Origin of the sequence: Jidongwangia harbinensis (assembly GCF_020216025.1) — a bacterium.
Classification (GTDB): domain Bacteria; phylum Actinomycetota; class Actinomycetes; order Mycobacteriales; family Micromonosporaceae; genus Actinoplanes; species Actinoplanes harbinensis.
Map to the genome: position 1 here is coordinate 89,055 of NZ_JAIWNC010000003.1, position 16,193 is coordinate 105,247.

The window sequence follows — 16,193 nt, forward strand, 5'->3', positions numbered from 1 at the left end:
GTGTGTCAGCCGACCAGCTTGACCAGGTCGACGAGGCGGTTCGAGTAGCCCCACTCGTTGTCGTACCAGCCGACGACCTTGACCTGGTTGCCGATCACCTTGGTGAGGCCGGCGTCGAAGATGCAGGACGCCGGGTCGGTGACGATGTCGGCCGACACGATCGGGTCCTCGGTGTAGGTCAGGTAGCCCTTGAGCGGGCCGTCCGCGGCGGCCTTGACCGCGGCGTTGACCTCGTCCACCGACGTCTCGCGGGACGCGGTGAAGGTCAGGTCGGTGGCCGAGCCGGTCGGGATCGGCACGCGCATCGCGAAGCCGTCCAGCTTGCCCTTGAGCTCCGGCATGACCAGGCCGATCGCCTTCGCCGCACCGGTCGAGGTGGGCACCACGTTGAGCGCGGCGGCGCGGGCCCGGCGCAGGTCCTTGTGCGGGCCGTCCTGCAGGTTCTGGTCCTGGGTGTACGCGTGGATCGTGGTCATCAGACCCTTTTCGATCCCGACGGACTCGTGCAGGGCCTTCGCCATCGGCGCGAGGCAGTTGGTGGTGCAGGAGGCGTTCGAGATGACCGTGTGCTTCGCGCCGTCGTACAGGTTGTCGTTGACGCCCATCACGATCGTGATGTCCTCGTTCTTGGCCGGCGCCGAGATGATGACCTTCTTCGCGCCGTTGTCGACGTGCGCCTTGGCCTTGGTGGCGTCGGTGAAGAAGCCGGTCGACTCGATCACGACGTCGGCGCCCAGGTCACCCCAGGCGAGGTTGGCGGGGTCACGCTCGGCGAACGCCTTGAAGGTCTTGCCACCGACGGTGATCTCGTCGGCGGTGGCCTTCACCTCGTGCGGCAGGCGGCCCAGGATGCTGTCGTACTTCAGCAGGTGGGCGAGCGTGGCGTTGTCGGTCAGGTCGTTGACACCGACGATCTCGATGTCGGCGCCGGAGGCGAGAACCGCCCGGAAGAAGTTGCGGCCGATACGGCCGAAGCCGTTGATGCCAACCCGGATGGTCACAGGTGGATCTCCTCGTTTCGGTCCGCCGGATTCTGCGACCGGCGGAGGACTGTGTGCCGACCGTCTCTGGGGGCCGGCTGTGCGTCGTCCGGCCGCCGCGTGCCAGGGTCGAACGACCCGTCGCCGCGCCGAACCAGGAAGGTCGGGCCTGGCGGCGTCGCGGCGCGGCGGCCATGCTGCCGGCACCGTCGCCGTCAAGACCGACCTTAGCCGAGGACCAACCCGCCGTGGGCGGCGGGGCGCGACCTCACCGTTACCTCAGCTCCAAGATCCAACGGCAGGGGTACGGGGGTCCGTCGCACCCGACCGCAACACCCCCGCCCGCCCCACCGGCCCGGGCCGTCAGCAGGCCATCATCTCGGGCGTGACGGCCGCCTCGGTGTCCGGGATGCCCAGGTCGCGGGCCCGCTTGTCGGCCAGCGCCAGCAGCCGGCGGATCCGGCCGGCGATCGCGTCCTTGGTGAGCGGCGGGTCGGCCAGCGCGCCGAGTTCCTCCAGGGACGCCTGACGGTGTTCGAGCCGCAGTTGGCCGGCCGAGGTGAGGTGGTTCGGGGCCTCGTCGGCCAGGATCTCCAGCGCGCGGGTGACCCGGGCGGCGGCGGCCACCGCGGCGCGGGCGGAGCGGCGCAGGTTGGCGTCGTCGAAGTTGGCGAGCCGGTTCGCGGTGGCGCGGACTTCCCGGCGTACCCTCCGCTCCTCCCAGGCCAGCACGCTGGAGTGCGCGCCGATCCGGGTGAGCAGCGCGGCGATCGCGTCGCCGTCCTTGATGACCACCCGGTCCACGCCGCGCACCTCGCGTTCCTTGGCGGTGATGCCGATCCGGCGGGCGGCGCCGCGCAGCGCCAGCGCGGCCTCCGGGCCGGGGCAGGTGATCTCCAGCGCGCTGGAGCGGCCGGGTTCGGTGAGCGAACCGTGCGCCATGAACGCGCCGCGCCAGGCGGCCACGGCACAGCAGACGTTGGCGGAGACCACATGCGGCGGCAGGCCACGGACCGGGCGGCCACGGACGTCGAGCAGGCCGGTCTGCCGGGCCAGCGCCTCGCCGTCCTTCACGATGCGGACGATGTAGTGGCTGCCCTTGCGCAGGCCGCCGGACGCGAGGACGTGCACCTCGCTGGGGTACCCGTACACCTCGGCGATCTCCCGCCGCAGGCGTCGCGCCACCGCGCCGGTGTCCAGCTCAGCCTCGACCACGACGCGGCCGGACACGATGTGCAGGCCCCCGGCGAAGCGCAGCAGCGCCGCCATCTCCGCCCGGCGACAGCACGGCTTGGGCACGTCGACCCGGCTCAGCTCGTCCTTGACCGCTGCCGTCATCGCCATTCGTGTGTCACCTCATGCGCCGGATCTTGAACAATGTGTGCCGTGGTACGCCTGATGCTTAACGAGCGGCACCCAGGACAGGCACCAGTGCAACGCCCAACGACTCAGGATCATGCCTGGCGCTGCCGTCCGCAACGGCCAACGGTGCCAGAACCAGTCGAGCCCCGAGCGACTCCGCGGCCCGGTGCACCGGTTCGGGTTCGCCCACCCAGCGCGCGTCCGCCAGGACGGCATCCACGTGCAGCTTGGGCAGGTACCAGTGCAGCGCGGCCAGATGGTCGGCCACCGAGAGGCCGAGCGTCTCGTTGTCCGCCGCCAGGTTCAGCGTCACCAACCGGCGGGCCCGGCTGGTGACGATCGCGTCGGCCAGCTCCGGCACCAGCAGGTGCGGCAGGACGCTGGTGTACCAGCTGCCCGGCCCGAAGATCAACCAGTCGGCGTCGCCGATCGCGGCCAGCGCGGGCGGGCAGGCGGGCGGCGAGGCGGGTACCAGGCGTACCGCCTCGACGTGCCCCGGAGTCACCGCTACCGCGTGCTGACCACGGACAGTGACAATCTCACCGGGCTGGGCCGGGTCGCCGCCGCGAACGTCGGCCTCGATGCCCACCGCGTGGCAGGCCATCGGCAGCACACGCCCGCGCGCCCCGACCATGGCGAGCGCGTGGTCCAGCGCCGCGACCGGGTCGCCGAGCAGCTCCATCAGGCCGAGCAGCAGCAGGTTGCCGACCGCGTGACCGGCCAGCGGGTCCGGGTCGCCGACCGCCGCGAACCGGTGCTGCAGCAACGTCGCGGTGCGCTGCCCGAACTCGTCGGCGGACGCCAGCGCGGCCACCGCCTGGCGCAGGTCACCGGGCGGCAGCTGGGCGTCCCGCTCGGCGCGGAGCCGGCCGCTCGACCCACCGTCGTCACCGACCGTGACTACCGCGGTGATGTCCAGGTCGAGGACGCGGGCGCAGTGCCGCAGGCCGCGCAGCGAGGCGGCGAGGCCGTGGCCTCCGCCGAACGCGACTACCTTGAGCGGCCGCCCGCCCTCGGATCGACCATCCGGCCGCGCCGCGGTCCCGCCCGGCTGGGTGCGCGGCTGCGCCGCCTCGGGCCCCGTCCCGCCTGCCGGAGTGCGCGGCTGCGCCGCCTCGGGCCCCGTCCCGCCCGTCGGAGTGCGCGGCTGCGCCGCCTCAGGCCCCGTCCCGCCCGCCGGAGTGCGCGGCTGCGCCGCCTCGGGCCCCGTCACTCCCGCCCCAGGTCACGGTGCGACGAGTGGGCGGAGAGCCGGATGTCGCGCAGCCGCGACGTCAGTTCCTCGGTGATCGCGACGCTGCGGTGCTTGCCGCCGGTGCAGCCGACGGCCACGGTCAGGTAACGCTTGCCCTCCCGCTCGAAGCCGGGCGCGGTCGCGGCGATGAGCTGCGCGTACGTCGACACGAACTCACCGGCGCCGTCCTGCCCGAGCACGTACCCGCTGACCCCCTCCTCGAGGCCGGTGTGGTCGCGCAGCTCCGGCACCCAGAACGGGTTGGGCAGGAACCGGGCGTCCATCACGTAGTCGGCGTCCGGCGGCAGGCCGTACTTGAACCCGAACGACAGCACGGTGATCCGCAGCCGGCGGGCGTCCTCGCCGCCGAACAGTTCCTCCACCCGGCGCCGGAGCTGGTTCACGTTGAGATGACTGGTGTCGATGATCACGTCGGCCTGTTCGCGGGCCTCCTCGAGCAGCTTGCGCTCGGCCGCGATGCCGTCGGCGAGACGGCCGTCGCCCTGCAGCGGGTGCGAGCGCCGCACCGACTCGAACCGCCGGATCAGCACCTCGTCGTCGGCGTCCACGAACACCACGCGCGGCGAGAAGCCGCGCTCCTTGAGCGCCCGGATCGCGCCGGCCAGGTCGGTGGAGAACGCGCGGCTGCGGACGTCCAGAACCATGGCGGTACGCCGGGCCGCCCCGCCCGCCTGGAACGCGAGCTGCGCCATGTCCAGCATCAGCGCCTGCGGCAGGTTGTCGACGACGTAGAAGCCGACGTTCTCCAGGGCGCGCGCCACCGTGCTGCGGCCGCCGCCGGAGAGGCCGGTGACCACGACCAGGTCGGTGTCGACCTCGTCGGGATCGGGCTCGATGATCTCCACCTGGTCGTCGTCGGCGCCGCTGCCACGGCCCGCCGCGCCCAAGCCATCCCGGCCCGGCACGCCAGAACCATCTTGGCCCGCTACACCGGCCCGGCCCGCCACACCAGAACCATCCCGGCCCGACAGACCGGCACCATCCCGGCCCGACAGACCGGCACCATCCCGGCCCGACACTCCAGCACTGTCACGATCCGTCATGCCAGTGTCGTCACGTTCCGTCATGCCGAAGCCGTCGCGCCCTACCCTGCCGAGGCCCGTGCCGCCATGGCCCGCCGCGCCGGAGACGCCATGGCCCCCCGACCCACCGTCCGCCGACCGGGCGGCGACGCCATCCACCGGCCGAGAGTCAGTGGCATCCGACCGAGAGCCAATGCCGCCCGCCGGCCGAGAGGCGTTGTCATCCGCAGACCGGGAGCCGTCGTCGTTCACCGGACCAAGTTCGCCGCCGTCGCGGTCGGCCGAGCCGAGATCGCTCCCGCCACGGTTGGCCACGCCGGGCTCGGCGCCGCCGCCGTGTAACGCGCCGAGGTCGCCTCCGGTCCGGTTCGTCGCGCCGGGCCCGGTCCTGTCACCGCCCGCCGCGCTCGATCCGAACTCCGGCATCGACTCCGTCACGCACGCCTCCCACGTCAATTTCTTCCGTGCCGCTCGCGCGACACTGCATCCTAGGCAGACCGGACCGGTCAGGGCCGCCGGAGGTCCGGTCCGTTACCCGATCCGGTGTCCCCCGATGACCGGATGCCCCGTTCGTCGTCGCCGGTCGCGGGGGCTTCCGGGCGGTCAACGGGATCAACGAGGATTTCGGTTTCGGTATTCGCGCTCGCCGGGCTCGATTCGGCCACAGTCGGTGCCGGCTCGGCGGAGACCGGCCGGGCCGCCGCAGCTTCCGCCGCACGGACCGGCGCCGGTGCCGGCAGCCCGGCGCGGGCCCGGGTCGCCCCGGACTTCGTGCGGCCGGCGCCGCCCGCCGGGAAGGTCGCGGACTCCGCCGTCTCCGGCTTCTCGGCGTCCGGTTGGAGGGCGGCCAGCACCGCCTCGGCGGTACGCCGGCCGATGCCGGGAACCTCGGTGATCTCCTCGGGCGTGGCCTGACCGAGGCGCTTCAGCGACCCGAAGTGCCGCAGCAACGCCTTGCGCCGGGTCTCGCCCAGGCCGGGGATGTTGTCGAGCGCGGAGGCGGTCATCCGCTTCGACCGCCGCTGCCGGTGGAACGTGATGGCGAACCGGTGTGCCTCGTCGCGGATGCGCTGCAGCAGGTAGAGCGCTTCGGACGTGCGGGGCAGGATCACCGGGAAGTCGTCGCCGGGCAGCCACACCTCCTCCAGGCGCTTGGCCAGGCCGCAGAGCGCCACGTCGGTGATGCCCAGGTCGGCCAGGACCGTGGCGACCGCGTTGACCTGGGGCTGGCCGCCGTCGACCACGACGAGCTGGGGCGGGTACGCGAACCGGCGCGGCTTTCCGGTCAGCGGGTCGATGCCGGGCAGTTCCGCGGTGGCCGGGTCGTCGCCGGCGGCCGGCTCGACACCCGCGGCCGACACGGACCCCACGTCGACGAGCCGGGACTCGCCGTTCGCCGCGGAAACCCGACCGACAGCCTCAGACTCGACGGCCCCCCCGGAAACCCGGCCGACAGCCTCAGACTCGACGGCCCCCCCAGAAACCCGGCCGACAGCCTCAGACTCGACGGCCGCCCCGGAAACCCGGCCGGCGGTTTCGGACTCGGGGGTGTCCCGGGGAGCGTCCGCGCCGGGGCGGGCCCGGTACCGCGCGAAGCGTCGCCGCATCACCTCGCTCATCGCGGCCAGGTCGTCCGTACCGCTGCCGTCGGGGTTGCCCCGGACGGCGAACCGGCGGTACTCGCTCTTGCGGGCCAGCCCGTCCTCGAACACCACCATGGAGGCGACCACGTCGGTGCCCTGGATCTGGGAGACGTCGAAGCACTCGATGCGCAACGGTGCGGTGTCCATGCCCAGCGCCTCGGCGATCTCGTCCAGCGCCTTGCTGCGGGTGGTCAGGTCGCCGGCCCGGCGGAGCTTGTGCCGGGCCAGGGACTCGCCGGCGTTGCGAGCCACGGTCTCCATCAGCGAGCGCTTGTCGCCGCGCTGGGGCACCCGGATCTGGACCCGGCCGCCGCCGCGCTTCTCGCCCATCCAGTCGGCGAGGGCCTGCGCGTCCGGCGGGAGTGCGGGCACGAGCAGTTCGCGGGGTACGTCCCCCTCGCCCTCCACGCCGCCATAGACCTGGCTGCAGAAGTGGTGCACCAGGTCCCCGGTGGTGAGGTCCTCGACCTTCTCCACCACCCAGCCGCGCTGGCCGCGGATCCGGCCGTCGCGCACGTGGAAGACCTGCACGGCGGCCTCGAGCGGGTCCTCGGCGAACGCCACCACGTCGGCGTCGGTGCCGTCGCCGAACACCACGGTCTGCTTCTCCATGGCCTTGCGCAGGGCCGCGATGTCGTCGCGCAGCCGGGCCGCCCGCTCGAACTCGAGCTGCTCGGAGGCCTGCAGCATGTCGCGTTCCAGGCGCTTGACGAACGTGTCGGTGCGCCCGGCCATGAAGTCGCAGAAGTCGTCGACGATGGCCCGGTGTTCCTCGGCGGTGACCGTGCCGACGCAGGGTGCGGCGCACTTGCCGATGTAGCCGAGCAGGCACGGACGGCCGATCTGACCGGCCCGCTTGAACACCCCGGCGGAGCAGGTGCGCGCTGGGAAGACCCGGAGCAGCAGGTCGAGCGTCTCGCGGATGGCCCAGGCATGCGAGTACGGCCCGAAGTAGCGCACGCCCTTGCGCTTGGCGCCGCGCATCACCTGCAGGCGCGGATACTCCTCGTTGAGCGTCACGGCGAGGAACGGGTACGACTTGTCGTCGCGGTACTTGACGTTGAACCGCGGGTCGTACTCCTTGATCCAGGTGAATTCGAGCTGGAGCGCCTCCACCTCGCTGCCCACGGTGACCCAGTCCACGGCGGCCGCGGTGGTGACCATCTGCTGGGTGCGGGCGTGCAGCGTCCACGTGTCGGCGAAGTAGGAGTTCAGCCGGCTACGCAGGCTTTTCGCCTTGCCGACGTAGATCACCCGGCCGCTGGGATCGCGGAAGCGGTAGACGCCGGGGGCGTCCGGGATGGTCCCGGGAGCGGGGCGGTAGGTGGACGGGTCAGGCACGGTTCCAACAGTAGTGCCGACCCCTGACATGATTACCCGACCGGAGGTCCGTTGCCGCCGCCACGGCGTCGGACCTCCGGCCGGGAAACTCGGGTCGGCTCAGGCGGCGACGATGTTGTCGCCGTCCACCTTGACCTTCTGCTCGGGCAGCGCCCGGTTGGCCGGTCCGTTCTGCGGCGAGCCGTCCAGGATGGAGAACTCGCTGTTGTGGCAGGTGCAGATGATCACACCGGCATCCACCTTGCTGACGTCGCAGCCCTGGTGCGTGCAGACCTTGCTGAACGCCTTGTAGGTGCCGCTCTCGGGCTGGGTGATGACGTACTTGCCCTTGATGACGCCGCCGCCCTCGGGCACGTCCGCCTTCGCGGCCAGCACCACACCGCCACCGCCGCCGTCGGACTCCGGCTTGCCGCTGGCGTCGCCGGCCGGGCCGGAGCTACCGGCCGGGATGGGGTCGTTGGAGTACTCCGGTTCGTTGTTGCCGGTGCTGCCGCGGGTGTCGGTGCCGCACGCCGCCAGGAGACAGGTGGCGCCCAGGGCGCCGGCCCCGGTCAGTACGGCCCGACGGGTGGGTACCGCGCCGCTGGTCGTTTCATGCCGGCACACGGTCTCGGGCCTCGCCTGCACGTCAGTCATTGGTCGGAACCCTCCAGTAACCCTGATGAACGCCACGTCGTCACGCGGCGCTGTTTCTAGATACGTCGAGGCCGTCGGTGTGGTTCATGCCGACGACAACTTTCTCGATCGTTCCCGCACCATTTTGCCCCGGTTGGCGCGCGTTGGACCGGTGGCCGGGCCGCATCACAACGCACACAGCCCGATGGCGCCGACGTTACGGCACCTTCGGGCTGTGTAGCTGTGAGTTACCTGAGACTTCAATTAACTCTGGTTATACCGCCGCCTTGGCCCGGGAGCGGGCCCGCGGAGCGGCCTTCTTGGCCGGCGCCTTCGCGGTGCCGTTGGCCTTGGCCGCGCGGCTCACCGCGTCCACGCCGCCGGACGGCCCGCCGGTCAGGCCCAGCGTGGCCCGCAGGAACGATCCGGTGTGGCTCTCCGGCACCTCGGCCAGTTCCTCCGGGGTGCCGGCCGCCAGCATCAGGCCGCCCTTGCTGCCACCCTCCGGGCCCATGTCGATGAGCCAGTCGGCGGTCTTGATGACGTCCAGGTTGTGCTCGATCACGATCACCGTGTTGCCCTTGTCGACCAGGCCGTTGAGCACCATCAGCAACTTCCTGATGTCCTCGAAGTGCAGGCCGGTGGTCGGCTCGTCGAGCACGTACACGGTGCGGCCGGTGGACCGCTTCTGCAGCTCCGAGGCGAGCTTCACGCGCTGCGCCTCGCCGCCGGAGAGGGTCGGTGCCGGCTGGCCCAGGCGGACGTACCCGAGGCCGACGTCGACGAGCGTCCGGAGGTGCCGGTGGATGGCCGGGATGGCGGCGAAGAACTCGGCGCCCTCCTCGATCGGCATCTCCAGCACCTCGGAGATCGTCTTGCCCTTGTAGTGCACCTCGAGCGTCTCCCGGTTGTACCGGGCGCCCTTGCACACCTCGCACGGCACGTAGACGTCCGGCAGGAAGTTCATCTCGATCTTGATGGTGCCGTCGCCGGAGCAGTTCTCGCAGCGGCCGCCCTTGACGTTGAACGAGAACCGGCCCGGACCGTACCCCCGCACCTTCGCCTCGGTGGTCTCCGCGAACAGCTTGCGGATGTTGTCGAACACCCCGGTGTAGGTCGCGGGGTTGGACCGCGGGGTGCGGCCGATCGGCGACTGGTCCACGCCCACGACCTTGTCGACGTGGTCGAGGCCGGTGATCCGGGTGTGCCGCCCGGGCACCATCCGGGCACCGTTGATCTGGTTCGCCAGCACCGTGTAGAGGATGTCGTTGACCAGCGTCGACTTGCCCGAGCCGCTGACCCCGGTGACCGCGATGAACTGCCCGAGCGGGAATCCGACGGTGAGGTTGCGCAGGTTGTGCTCCCGCGCACCCTGCACGACCAGCTCCCGGCCCGGCGTCTGCGGGCGGCGGGTGGCCGGCGTGGGGATCGACTTGCGGCCGGAGAGGTAGGCCCCGGTCGGCGACTGCTTGTTGGCCAGCAGTCCCTTCACCGACCCGCTGTGCACGATCTGGCCGCCGTGCTCCCCGGCGCCCGGGCCGATGTCGACGATCCAGTCCGCGGTGCGGATGGTGTCCTCGTCGTGCTCGACCACGATCAACGTGTTGCCCAGCTTCTTGAGCCGCAGCAGCGTCTCGATCAGCCGGTGGTTGTCGCGCTGGTGCAGGCCGATGGACGGCTCGTCCAGCACGTAGAGCACCCCGACCAGGCCGGAGCCGATCTGGGTGGCGAGCCGGATGCGCTGGGCCTCGCCGCCGGAGAGCGTGCCGGCGCCGCGGTCCAGCGAGAGGTAGTCGAGGCCGACGTCGACCAGGAACCGCAGCCGGGCGTTGATCTCCTTGAGCACCCGCTCGGCGATCATCTTCTGCCGGTCGTCCAGCTCGATCGTGGCGAGCAGCTCGGCGCACTCGCCGACGGACAGGTTGCAGACCTCGGCGATGCTCTTGCCGGCGATGGTGACCGCCAGGACCTCGGGCTTGAGGCGCGCGCCGCCGCAGGTGGGACACGGCACGTCGCGCATGTAGCCCTCGTACTTGTCGCGGGACCAGTCGCTCTCGGTGTCGGAGTGGCGGCGCTCGATCCACTGCACCACGCCCTCGAAGCCGGTGTAGTAGGAGCGCTCCCGGCCGTACTTGTTGCGGTACCGGACGTGGACCTGGTCCTCGGAGCCGTACAGGATCGTCTTCTGCACCCGGGACGACAGCTTGCGCCAGGGCGTGTCGACGCTGAACTTCTCCGCCTTGCCCAGCGCCTCCAGCAGGCGCAGGAAGTATTCCAGGGTCGAGCCGCCGGACCACGGCTGGATCGCGCCCTCGCGGAGGCTCTTCTCCTCGTCCGGGATGATCAGCTCAGGGTCCACCTCCTTCTTGGTGCCCAGGCCGGTGCACTCCGGGCACGCGCCGTACGGCGCGTTGAAGGAGAACACCCGGGGTTCGAGGTCCTCGATCGCCAGCGGGTGGTCGTTCGGGCAGGCCAGGTGCTCGGAGAAGCGCCGCTCCCGCTCCGGGTCGTCCTCGGCCAGGTCGACGAAGTCGAGGAGCACGATGCCGCCGGACAGGCCGAGCGCGGACTCCACCGAGTCGGTCAGGCGCCGCTTGCTGGCCGCCTTGACGCTGAGCCGGTCGACCACCACCTCGATGGTGTGCTTCTCCTGCTTCTTCAGCTTCGGCGGCTCGGTCAGCGGGTGCACCACGCCGTCGACGCGGGCCCGCGCGTACCCCTTGGCCTGCAGTTCGCCGAAGAGGTCGACATACTCACCCTTGCGGCCGCGGACCACCGGCGCGAGCACCATGAACCGGGTGCCCTCGGGCATGGTCAGCACCCGGTCGACGATCTGCTGCGGGGTCTGCCGGCTGATCCGCTCGCCGCAGACCGGGCAGTGCGGGATGCCGGTGCGGGCGAACAGCAGGCGCAGGTAGTCGTAGACCTCGGTGATGGTGCCCACGGTCGAGCGCGGGTTGCGCGAGGTTGATTTCTGGTCGATCGACACCGCCGGCGACAGGCCCTCGATGAAGTCGACGTCCGGCTTGTCCATCTGGCCGAGGAACTGCCGTGCATACGACGACAGGGACTCGACGTAGCGGCGCTGGCCCTCGGCGAAGATCGTGTCGAACGCGAGGCTCGACTTGCCCGAGCCGGACAGCCCGGTGAACACGATGAGGGCGTCGCGGGGCAGGTCAAGGTTGACGTCACGCAGGTTGTGCTCCCGCGCGCCGCGGATGATCAGTCGGTCGGCCACAGCCAAGCAACTCCGTCTGGTGGGTCCGTCTGGTGGAATTGGAACATATGTGTGATCGAGCTAAGGCAGCGGCAACTCTAGCCACGGGGTACGACAAGTTTCGGCCGGCCTAGGTGCAGCGCTTCGCACCCCGTGCACATTCCCGCAGATCAGGCGGGCGACACGTCACTCGGCAGAGGGAACCGGAAGATCGCGCACGTCCCACACCAGCACGCCGCCGACCTGCAGCGGCTGGCGCCGGAGCAGCCCGGTGACGGTGTCCTCCAGCAGCTCACCGTTGCGGCTGTCGGGCACCAGGACCACCACGGCGGCCCGCCAGAACGTGAGATCGGCGACGGCCGCGGCGCGGTCCGCCTCGGTGAGAGCGACCGGGCGGCCGTACTCGCGCACCCGCCACAGCAGGTTCGAGGTGGCACGCGGCGGGGCACTCCACGACCCGGTGTCGTCGGCGGGCGGATTCGCCGGTCCCATGAAGTAGCCGCGGGGCACCCGGAACTCGAGGTTGGCCAGTGTGGCCCAGCGCATCGCGGTGCGCCCGGTGGTGACGTCCGGCAGCGGCACCGGCACCAGGGTGCGGTCCTCCGGCACGTACGAGCGCCACGTCCCGTCCGCGATGAACGACGGGATCGGGTCGGCCTCGACGATCGGCAGCGGCTTCGGCGCGACCGGCACCAGGGCCACGGTGAGCCCGATCCAGAAGGCCACCCGGCGCCGGTGCGGTGCCTGCGGGATCCGGTCCGCGGCCAGCGCCAGCAGCACGCCGACCACGGTGGCGGTCACGATCGCGAACCGGGTCACGCTCACCAGGTCGATGATCGGCACGTGACTGATCAGCCCGAACGGCAGCGGGATCGAGGTGTCCTGCCCGGCCACCCGCAGCCAGGGCCCCATCGAGGCGATCAGCAGGACCAGCCCGGCCACGGCGGTGGCCCGCGCGGCCGCCGAGCGCCACAGCACGGCCAGGCAGACCCCGAGCATGATCAGCAGGGGTACGCCGAAGAACGTGTTGTCCTCGGTCCCGCTGACGCTCAGCTGCCGGGCGATCGCGCCGTTGCCGGCCAGCGACTGCCGCGCGTACGCGCCGACCGAGAGCAGGTCGGTGACGTAGTGACCGGGATCGAACGGCTGCCCGTGATAACTGCGCGGACCGAAGAACTGCCACCACAACGGGTACGCCAGCAGCGCCGACGCGGTCACCGCGGTCACGCCCAGCCCGGCCAGGAACCGCGGCGCCACCGCCCGGGCGTCGGCCCGGGCCATGGCCGCGTAGGCCAGCACGAACACCCCCAGCGTGAGCGCCGTGAACAGCAGCGTCTCCTCGTTGATGAAGACCTGCAGCACCACCAGCAGGGCGAGCACGATCCCGCCGCGCACCGCCCGGCCCGGTTCCCGCAGCCGCAGCACCTGCCAGACGATGAACGGCACCACGAACTGGGCGACGAAGTTGATGTGCCCGTTGGCGTGCGACACCATCGCCGGGCAGAACCCGCACCACAGGCCGCCGATCCAGGCCGCCCGCCGGGTCCGCAGCAGGTGCCGGGAGAACACGAAATACCAGGCCGCGGCCGTGCCGGCCAGACCGAGCGTGAGGAGTACGGCCACCGAGACGCCGCCGCCGAGGAAGTGCGTGATCGGGGCCACCGGCAGGCTCAGCGCCAGGATCGACGTGTTGGCCATCATGTTCACGCCGTCCGGCACGTTCAGCCGCTCGCTGTAGAACGGGCTCTCGCCGTGGAACACCACCCGCTCGGCGTGCGCCAGCATGAACAGGAAGACGCCGTGGTCGTCGTCGTTGCTGGAGAGCACCCGGCCGTTCGGGTCGATCCAGAGCCGGCACATCACCAGCAGCGAGAGCGCCAGGTAGCCGGCGTACACCACCAGATCCCGCAGATTGCGGCGCCGGGCCGGCGCGGGAGCCGGAGCGGCAGCCGCGGGCTCCGCCCGCTCGTCGACCTCGTCCACCGCGCGCACCGGTGCATTCTGCCAGAGACGTCAGCCGGGCCGTCGGCGGCGACGCTCGGCCGCACCGGCCAGGCGCACCGACCGCCGCGCGCTCTCCACCTCGACCTCCTGATGCAGCTTGCGCCAGCGCTCCAGGCGCCGCGGCGACAGCGTGCCGTCGTGCAGCGCCGCGGCGACCGCACACCCCGGCTCGGCGCCGTGCCGGCAGTCGCCGAACCGGCAGTGCGCGGCCAGCTCGGCGATGTCGGCGAACGCGTGGTCCAGCCCGGCCGCGGTGTCCAGCAGGCCGACGCCGCGGATGCCCGGGGTGTCCAGCACGGCCCCGCCGCCGGGCACCGGCACCAGCCGCCGGTACGCGGTGGTGTGCCGCCCCTTGCCGTCCGCCCGGCGGATCTCCTGCACCGGCATCACCGCCGTCCCGGCCAGCGCGTTCACCAGGGTCGACTTGCCGGCTCCGGAGCGGCCCAGCAGCGCCAGCGTGCGGCCCGGCCCGGCCAGCTCCCGGAGCCGGTCCAGCCCGTCGCCGCGCGGCACGCTCACCGGCAGCACCGGGACGTCGGGGGCCAGCCGGGCCAGCTGCCGGGCGATCCCGGCCGGGTCCGGCGCGGTGTCACCTTTCGACAGCACCAGCACCGGTTGCGCGCCGGACTCCCAGGCCAGCGCCAGGAGACGTTCGACGCGGGCGTCGTCCGGCGCCGGCAGCATCGGCTCGACCACCGCGACGGTGTCCATGTTGGCGGCCAGGACCTGGCCGGAGGAGTCCTTGTCCGCGGTCCGGCGGATCAGGGTGGTGCGTCGCGGCAGGACACATTCGACGGTGGTACGCCGGTCCGGCCAGTGCCGCACCACCACCCAGTCGCCGGCGCACGGCAGCAGCGCGGGGTCCCGGGCCGCGCTGAGCAGCACCGACCCGGCCAGCGTGGCCCGGGTGACGCCGCCGGCGTCCAGCACGGTGCACACGCCGCGGTCCGCCCGCAGCACCCGCCCGGGCCGGGTGTCGGTGCGGTCGAGCGGGGCGAACGAGGATGCGAAGAAGTCGTCCCAGCCCAGCTGGGACAGGTCGTACGTCATGGCAGCCCTTACGGTGAGGGAGGCGACGCCCGCCGTCGTCAGGCGGGGACCTCCGTGCGACGGGACGCAGCAACAGCAGACCGCATGCTTCCCACCTCCTCCCCGGGCATCGGTCGATGCGTCTGAACCGACGGTACGGTCGCCGCTACGCAGCGGGAAGCGAATTATGGTGCCGGGGTGTCGGACCCACCTACTAAGGTTCCGACCGTGACCCTTGCGATTTCCGGCCCGCCCGACAGCCGGGGGCCCCGCTCGTGACCATGGATCCGCTGGTGCTGATGACGGACGTGGACGCGGCCACCGACCGCCTGCTCGCCACGGCCGACGGGCTGACCGACGTGACCGCGCCGTCGCCGCTGCCCGGCTGGACCGTCGGCCACGTGCTCAGCCACGTGGCCCGCAACGCCGACGCCTACACGAACCTGCTCACCTGGGCCCGGACCGGCGTGGAAACTCCGGCGTACCCGTCGCCGGAAGCCCGGACGGCCGGCATCGAGGCCGGTGCCGGGCGCCCGCTCGCCGAGCAGATCGAGGACATCCGCACCGCGCACGAGCGGTTCGCCGACGCCGCCGCGGCGATGCCCGCCGAGTCCTGGGCGTTCCACCTGCCGTCCACCGGCCAGTCCGCGGCCGCGGTGCCGTGGGCGCGGCTGCGCGAGGTCGAGGTGCACCACGTCGACCTCGGCGCCGGTTACACGCCGGCCGACTGGTCGGACGCGTTCGCCCTGCGCCTGCTGCGCGAGATCGTCACCGGCGCGGCCCCGGACGCACCCGCGATGGTGCTGCGCCCGCACGGCCTGGAGCACCCGCTGACCATCGGCGACGGCGCGACCGCCCCGGTGATCGGCGGCCCGACCCGCGCCCTGGCGGCGTGGCTGGCCGGCCGTGGCGACGGCGGCGACCTGACCGTGGCGCCGGACGGCGAGCTCCCGGCCGTACCGAAATGGAAGTGACCATGTCCTACACCGGAGACGTCACGCCCGGCGGGCCCGCCGCGGTGCGCGAGCTGACCGGGCTGACCGTCACCAAGGTGTCGGTCGGCCCCATGGACAACAACGCCTACCTGCTGCGCTGCCGGTCCGACGGCACGCAGGTGCTGATCGACGCGGCCAACGACGCGGCCCGGCTGCGCGCGGTGATCGGCGACGGGGGCCTGGCCGCGGTGGTCACCACGCACCGCCACGGCGACCACTGGCAGGCGCTGGCCGAGGTGGTCCGCACCACCGGCGCCGCGTCCCTGGCACACGCCGACGACGCGCCGGGCATCCCGGTGATCACCGGCACGCTGACCGACGGCGACCGGGTCCCGGTCGGCGACTGCACGCTCGAGGTCATCCACGTGGTCGGCCACACGCCCGGCTCGATCGTGCTGCACTACCAGGACCCGGCCGGCACGGCACACCTGTTCACCGGCGACAGCCTGTTCCCCGGCGGCGTGGGCAACACCCGCGGCGACCGGAAGAACTTCGCCTCGCTGATCGGCGACGTGGAGCGCAAGCTGTTCGACCGGTTCGGCGACGACACCTGGTTCTATCCCGGCCACGGCCGGGACTCGACGCTCGGCGCGGAACGCCCGTCGCTGCCGGAGTGGCGCGCCCGCGGCTGGTGAGCCGGCCCACGAGCCGGCGGCGACGCCTCCGTGTTGGGGGGAGAGCGGCGCCATCCGTGGCTTGTCCACCGCCGGTCCGTTATGCGTCTTTCCCG

At 72.1% G+C, this 16,193-nt stretch carries 10 protein-coding genes and 1 pseudogene; 2 read left to right on the forward strand and 9 right to left on the reverse strand.

Translation table 11 applies throughout. The annotated features are described in order from the left end of the window. Window positions 1–5: 5 nt before the first annotated feature. From gap to rsgA, 9 genes and pseudogenes are all read right to left on the reverse strand, one after another. The gene (gene gap / locus LDL48_RS05270) at window positions 6–1,001 is read right to left on the reverse strand and encodes a type I glyceraldehyde-3-phosphate dehydrogenase (RefSeq protein ID WP_225253851.1); all 996 of its coding nucleotides are present in this window, start codon (window positions 999–1,001) and stop codon (window positions 6–8) included. Between the two features lie 342 nt (window positions 1,002–1,343). Then, entirely contained in the window at window positions 1,344–2,324 is a 981-nt protein-coding gene (gene whiA / locus LDL48_RS05275; RefSeq protein ID WP_225253852.1) for a DNA-binding protein WhiA, read from the reverse strand. Window positions 2,325–2,382: 58 nt separating this feature from the next. Next, on the reverse strand, window positions 2,383–3,555 hold the full coding sequence (locus LDL48_RS05280) for a gluconeogenesis factor YvcK family protein (RefSeq protein ID WP_225253853.1): 1,173 nt from the start codon (window positions 3,553–3,555) through the stop codon (window positions 2,383–2,385). Next, on the reverse strand, window positions 3,552–4,433 hold the full coding sequence (rapZ, locus tag LDL48_RS05285; protein WP_225254123.1) for an RNase adapter RapZ: 882 nt from the start codon (window positions 4,431–4,433) through the stop codon (window positions 3,552–3,554). Before rapZ ends, LDL48_RS05280 begins: the two co-directional genes overlap by 4 nt. 992 nt (window positions 4,434–5,425) lie before the next feature. Then, window positions 5,426–7,603 (reverse strand): annotated as a pseudogene (uvrC, locus tag LDL48_RS05290) (excinuclease ABC subunit UvrC); the annotation flags it as partial. A gap of 99 nt (window positions 7,604–7,702) precedes the next feature. Continuing rightward, on the reverse strand, window positions 7,703–8,239 hold the full coding sequence (locus LDL48_RS05295) for a Rieske (2Fe-2S) protein (protein WP_225253854.1): 537 nt from the start codon (window positions 8,237–8,239) through the stop codon (window positions 7,703–7,705). A gap of 253 nt (window positions 8,240–8,492) precedes the next feature. Beyond that, window positions 8,493–11,456: an excinuclease ABC subunit UvrA gene (uvrA, locus tag LDL48_RS05300; protein WP_225253855.1), complete on the reverse strand. Its 2,964-nt coding sequence runs from the start codon at window positions 11,454–11,456 to the stop codon at window positions 8,493–8,495. A 165-nt stretch (window positions 11,457–11,621) separates the two neighbouring features. Then, window positions 11,622–13,427 carry a hypothetical protein gene (locus tag LDL48_RS05305; RefSeq protein WP_225253856.1) on the reverse strand — a complete coding sequence of 602 codons (1,806 nt, stop codon included), beginning with the start codon at window positions 13,425–13,427 and terminating at the stop codon, window positions 11,622–11,624. 21 nt (window positions 13,428–13,448) lie between these two features. Continuing rightward, on the reverse strand, window positions 13,449–14,489 hold the full coding sequence (gene rsgA / locus LDL48_RS05310) for a ribosome small subunit-dependent GTPase A (RefSeq protein WP_225253857.1): 1,041 nt from the start codon (window positions 14,487–14,489) through the stop codon (window positions 13,449–13,451). A 254-nt stretch (window positions 14,490–14,743) separates the two neighbouring features. On the opposite strand from rsgA, the gene LDL48_RS05315 reads away from it, so the two are divergent. Both LDL48_RS05315 and LDL48_RS05320 read left to right on the forward strand, forming a co-directional pair. Continuing rightward, window positions 14,744–15,442 (forward strand): maleylpyruvate isomerase family mycothiol-dependent enzyme, encoded by a 699-nt coding sequence (locus LDL48_RS05315; RefSeq protein ID WP_225253858.1) that lies wholly within the window; start codon window positions 14,744–14,746, stop codon window positions 15,440–15,442. A gap of 2 nt (window positions 15,443–15,444) precedes the next feature. After that, entirely contained in the window at window positions 15,445–16,098 is a 654-nt protein-coding gene (locus LDL48_RS05320) for an MBL fold metallo-hydrolase (RefSeq protein ID WP_225253859.1), read from the forward strand. Window positions 16,099–16,193 lie beyond the last annotated feature (95 nt).

Coding starts and splice junctions, on each gene's coding strand:
- LDL48_RS05295 (WP_225253854.1), bottom strand. CDS start 8,239: ATGACTGACGTGCAGGCGAGGCCCGAGACCGTGTGCCGGCATGAAACG.
- LDL48_RS05320 (WP_225253859.1), top strand. CDS start 15,445: ATGTCCTACACCGGAGACGTCACGCCCGGCGGGCCCGCCGCGGTGCGC.
- rsgA (WP_225253857.1), bottom strand. CDS start 14,489: ATGACGTACGACCTGTCCCAGCTGGGCTGGGACGACTTCTTCGCATCC.
- whiA (WP_225253852.1), bottom strand. CDS start 2,324: ATGGCGATGACGGCAGCGGTCAAGGACGAGCTGAGCCGGGTCGACGTG.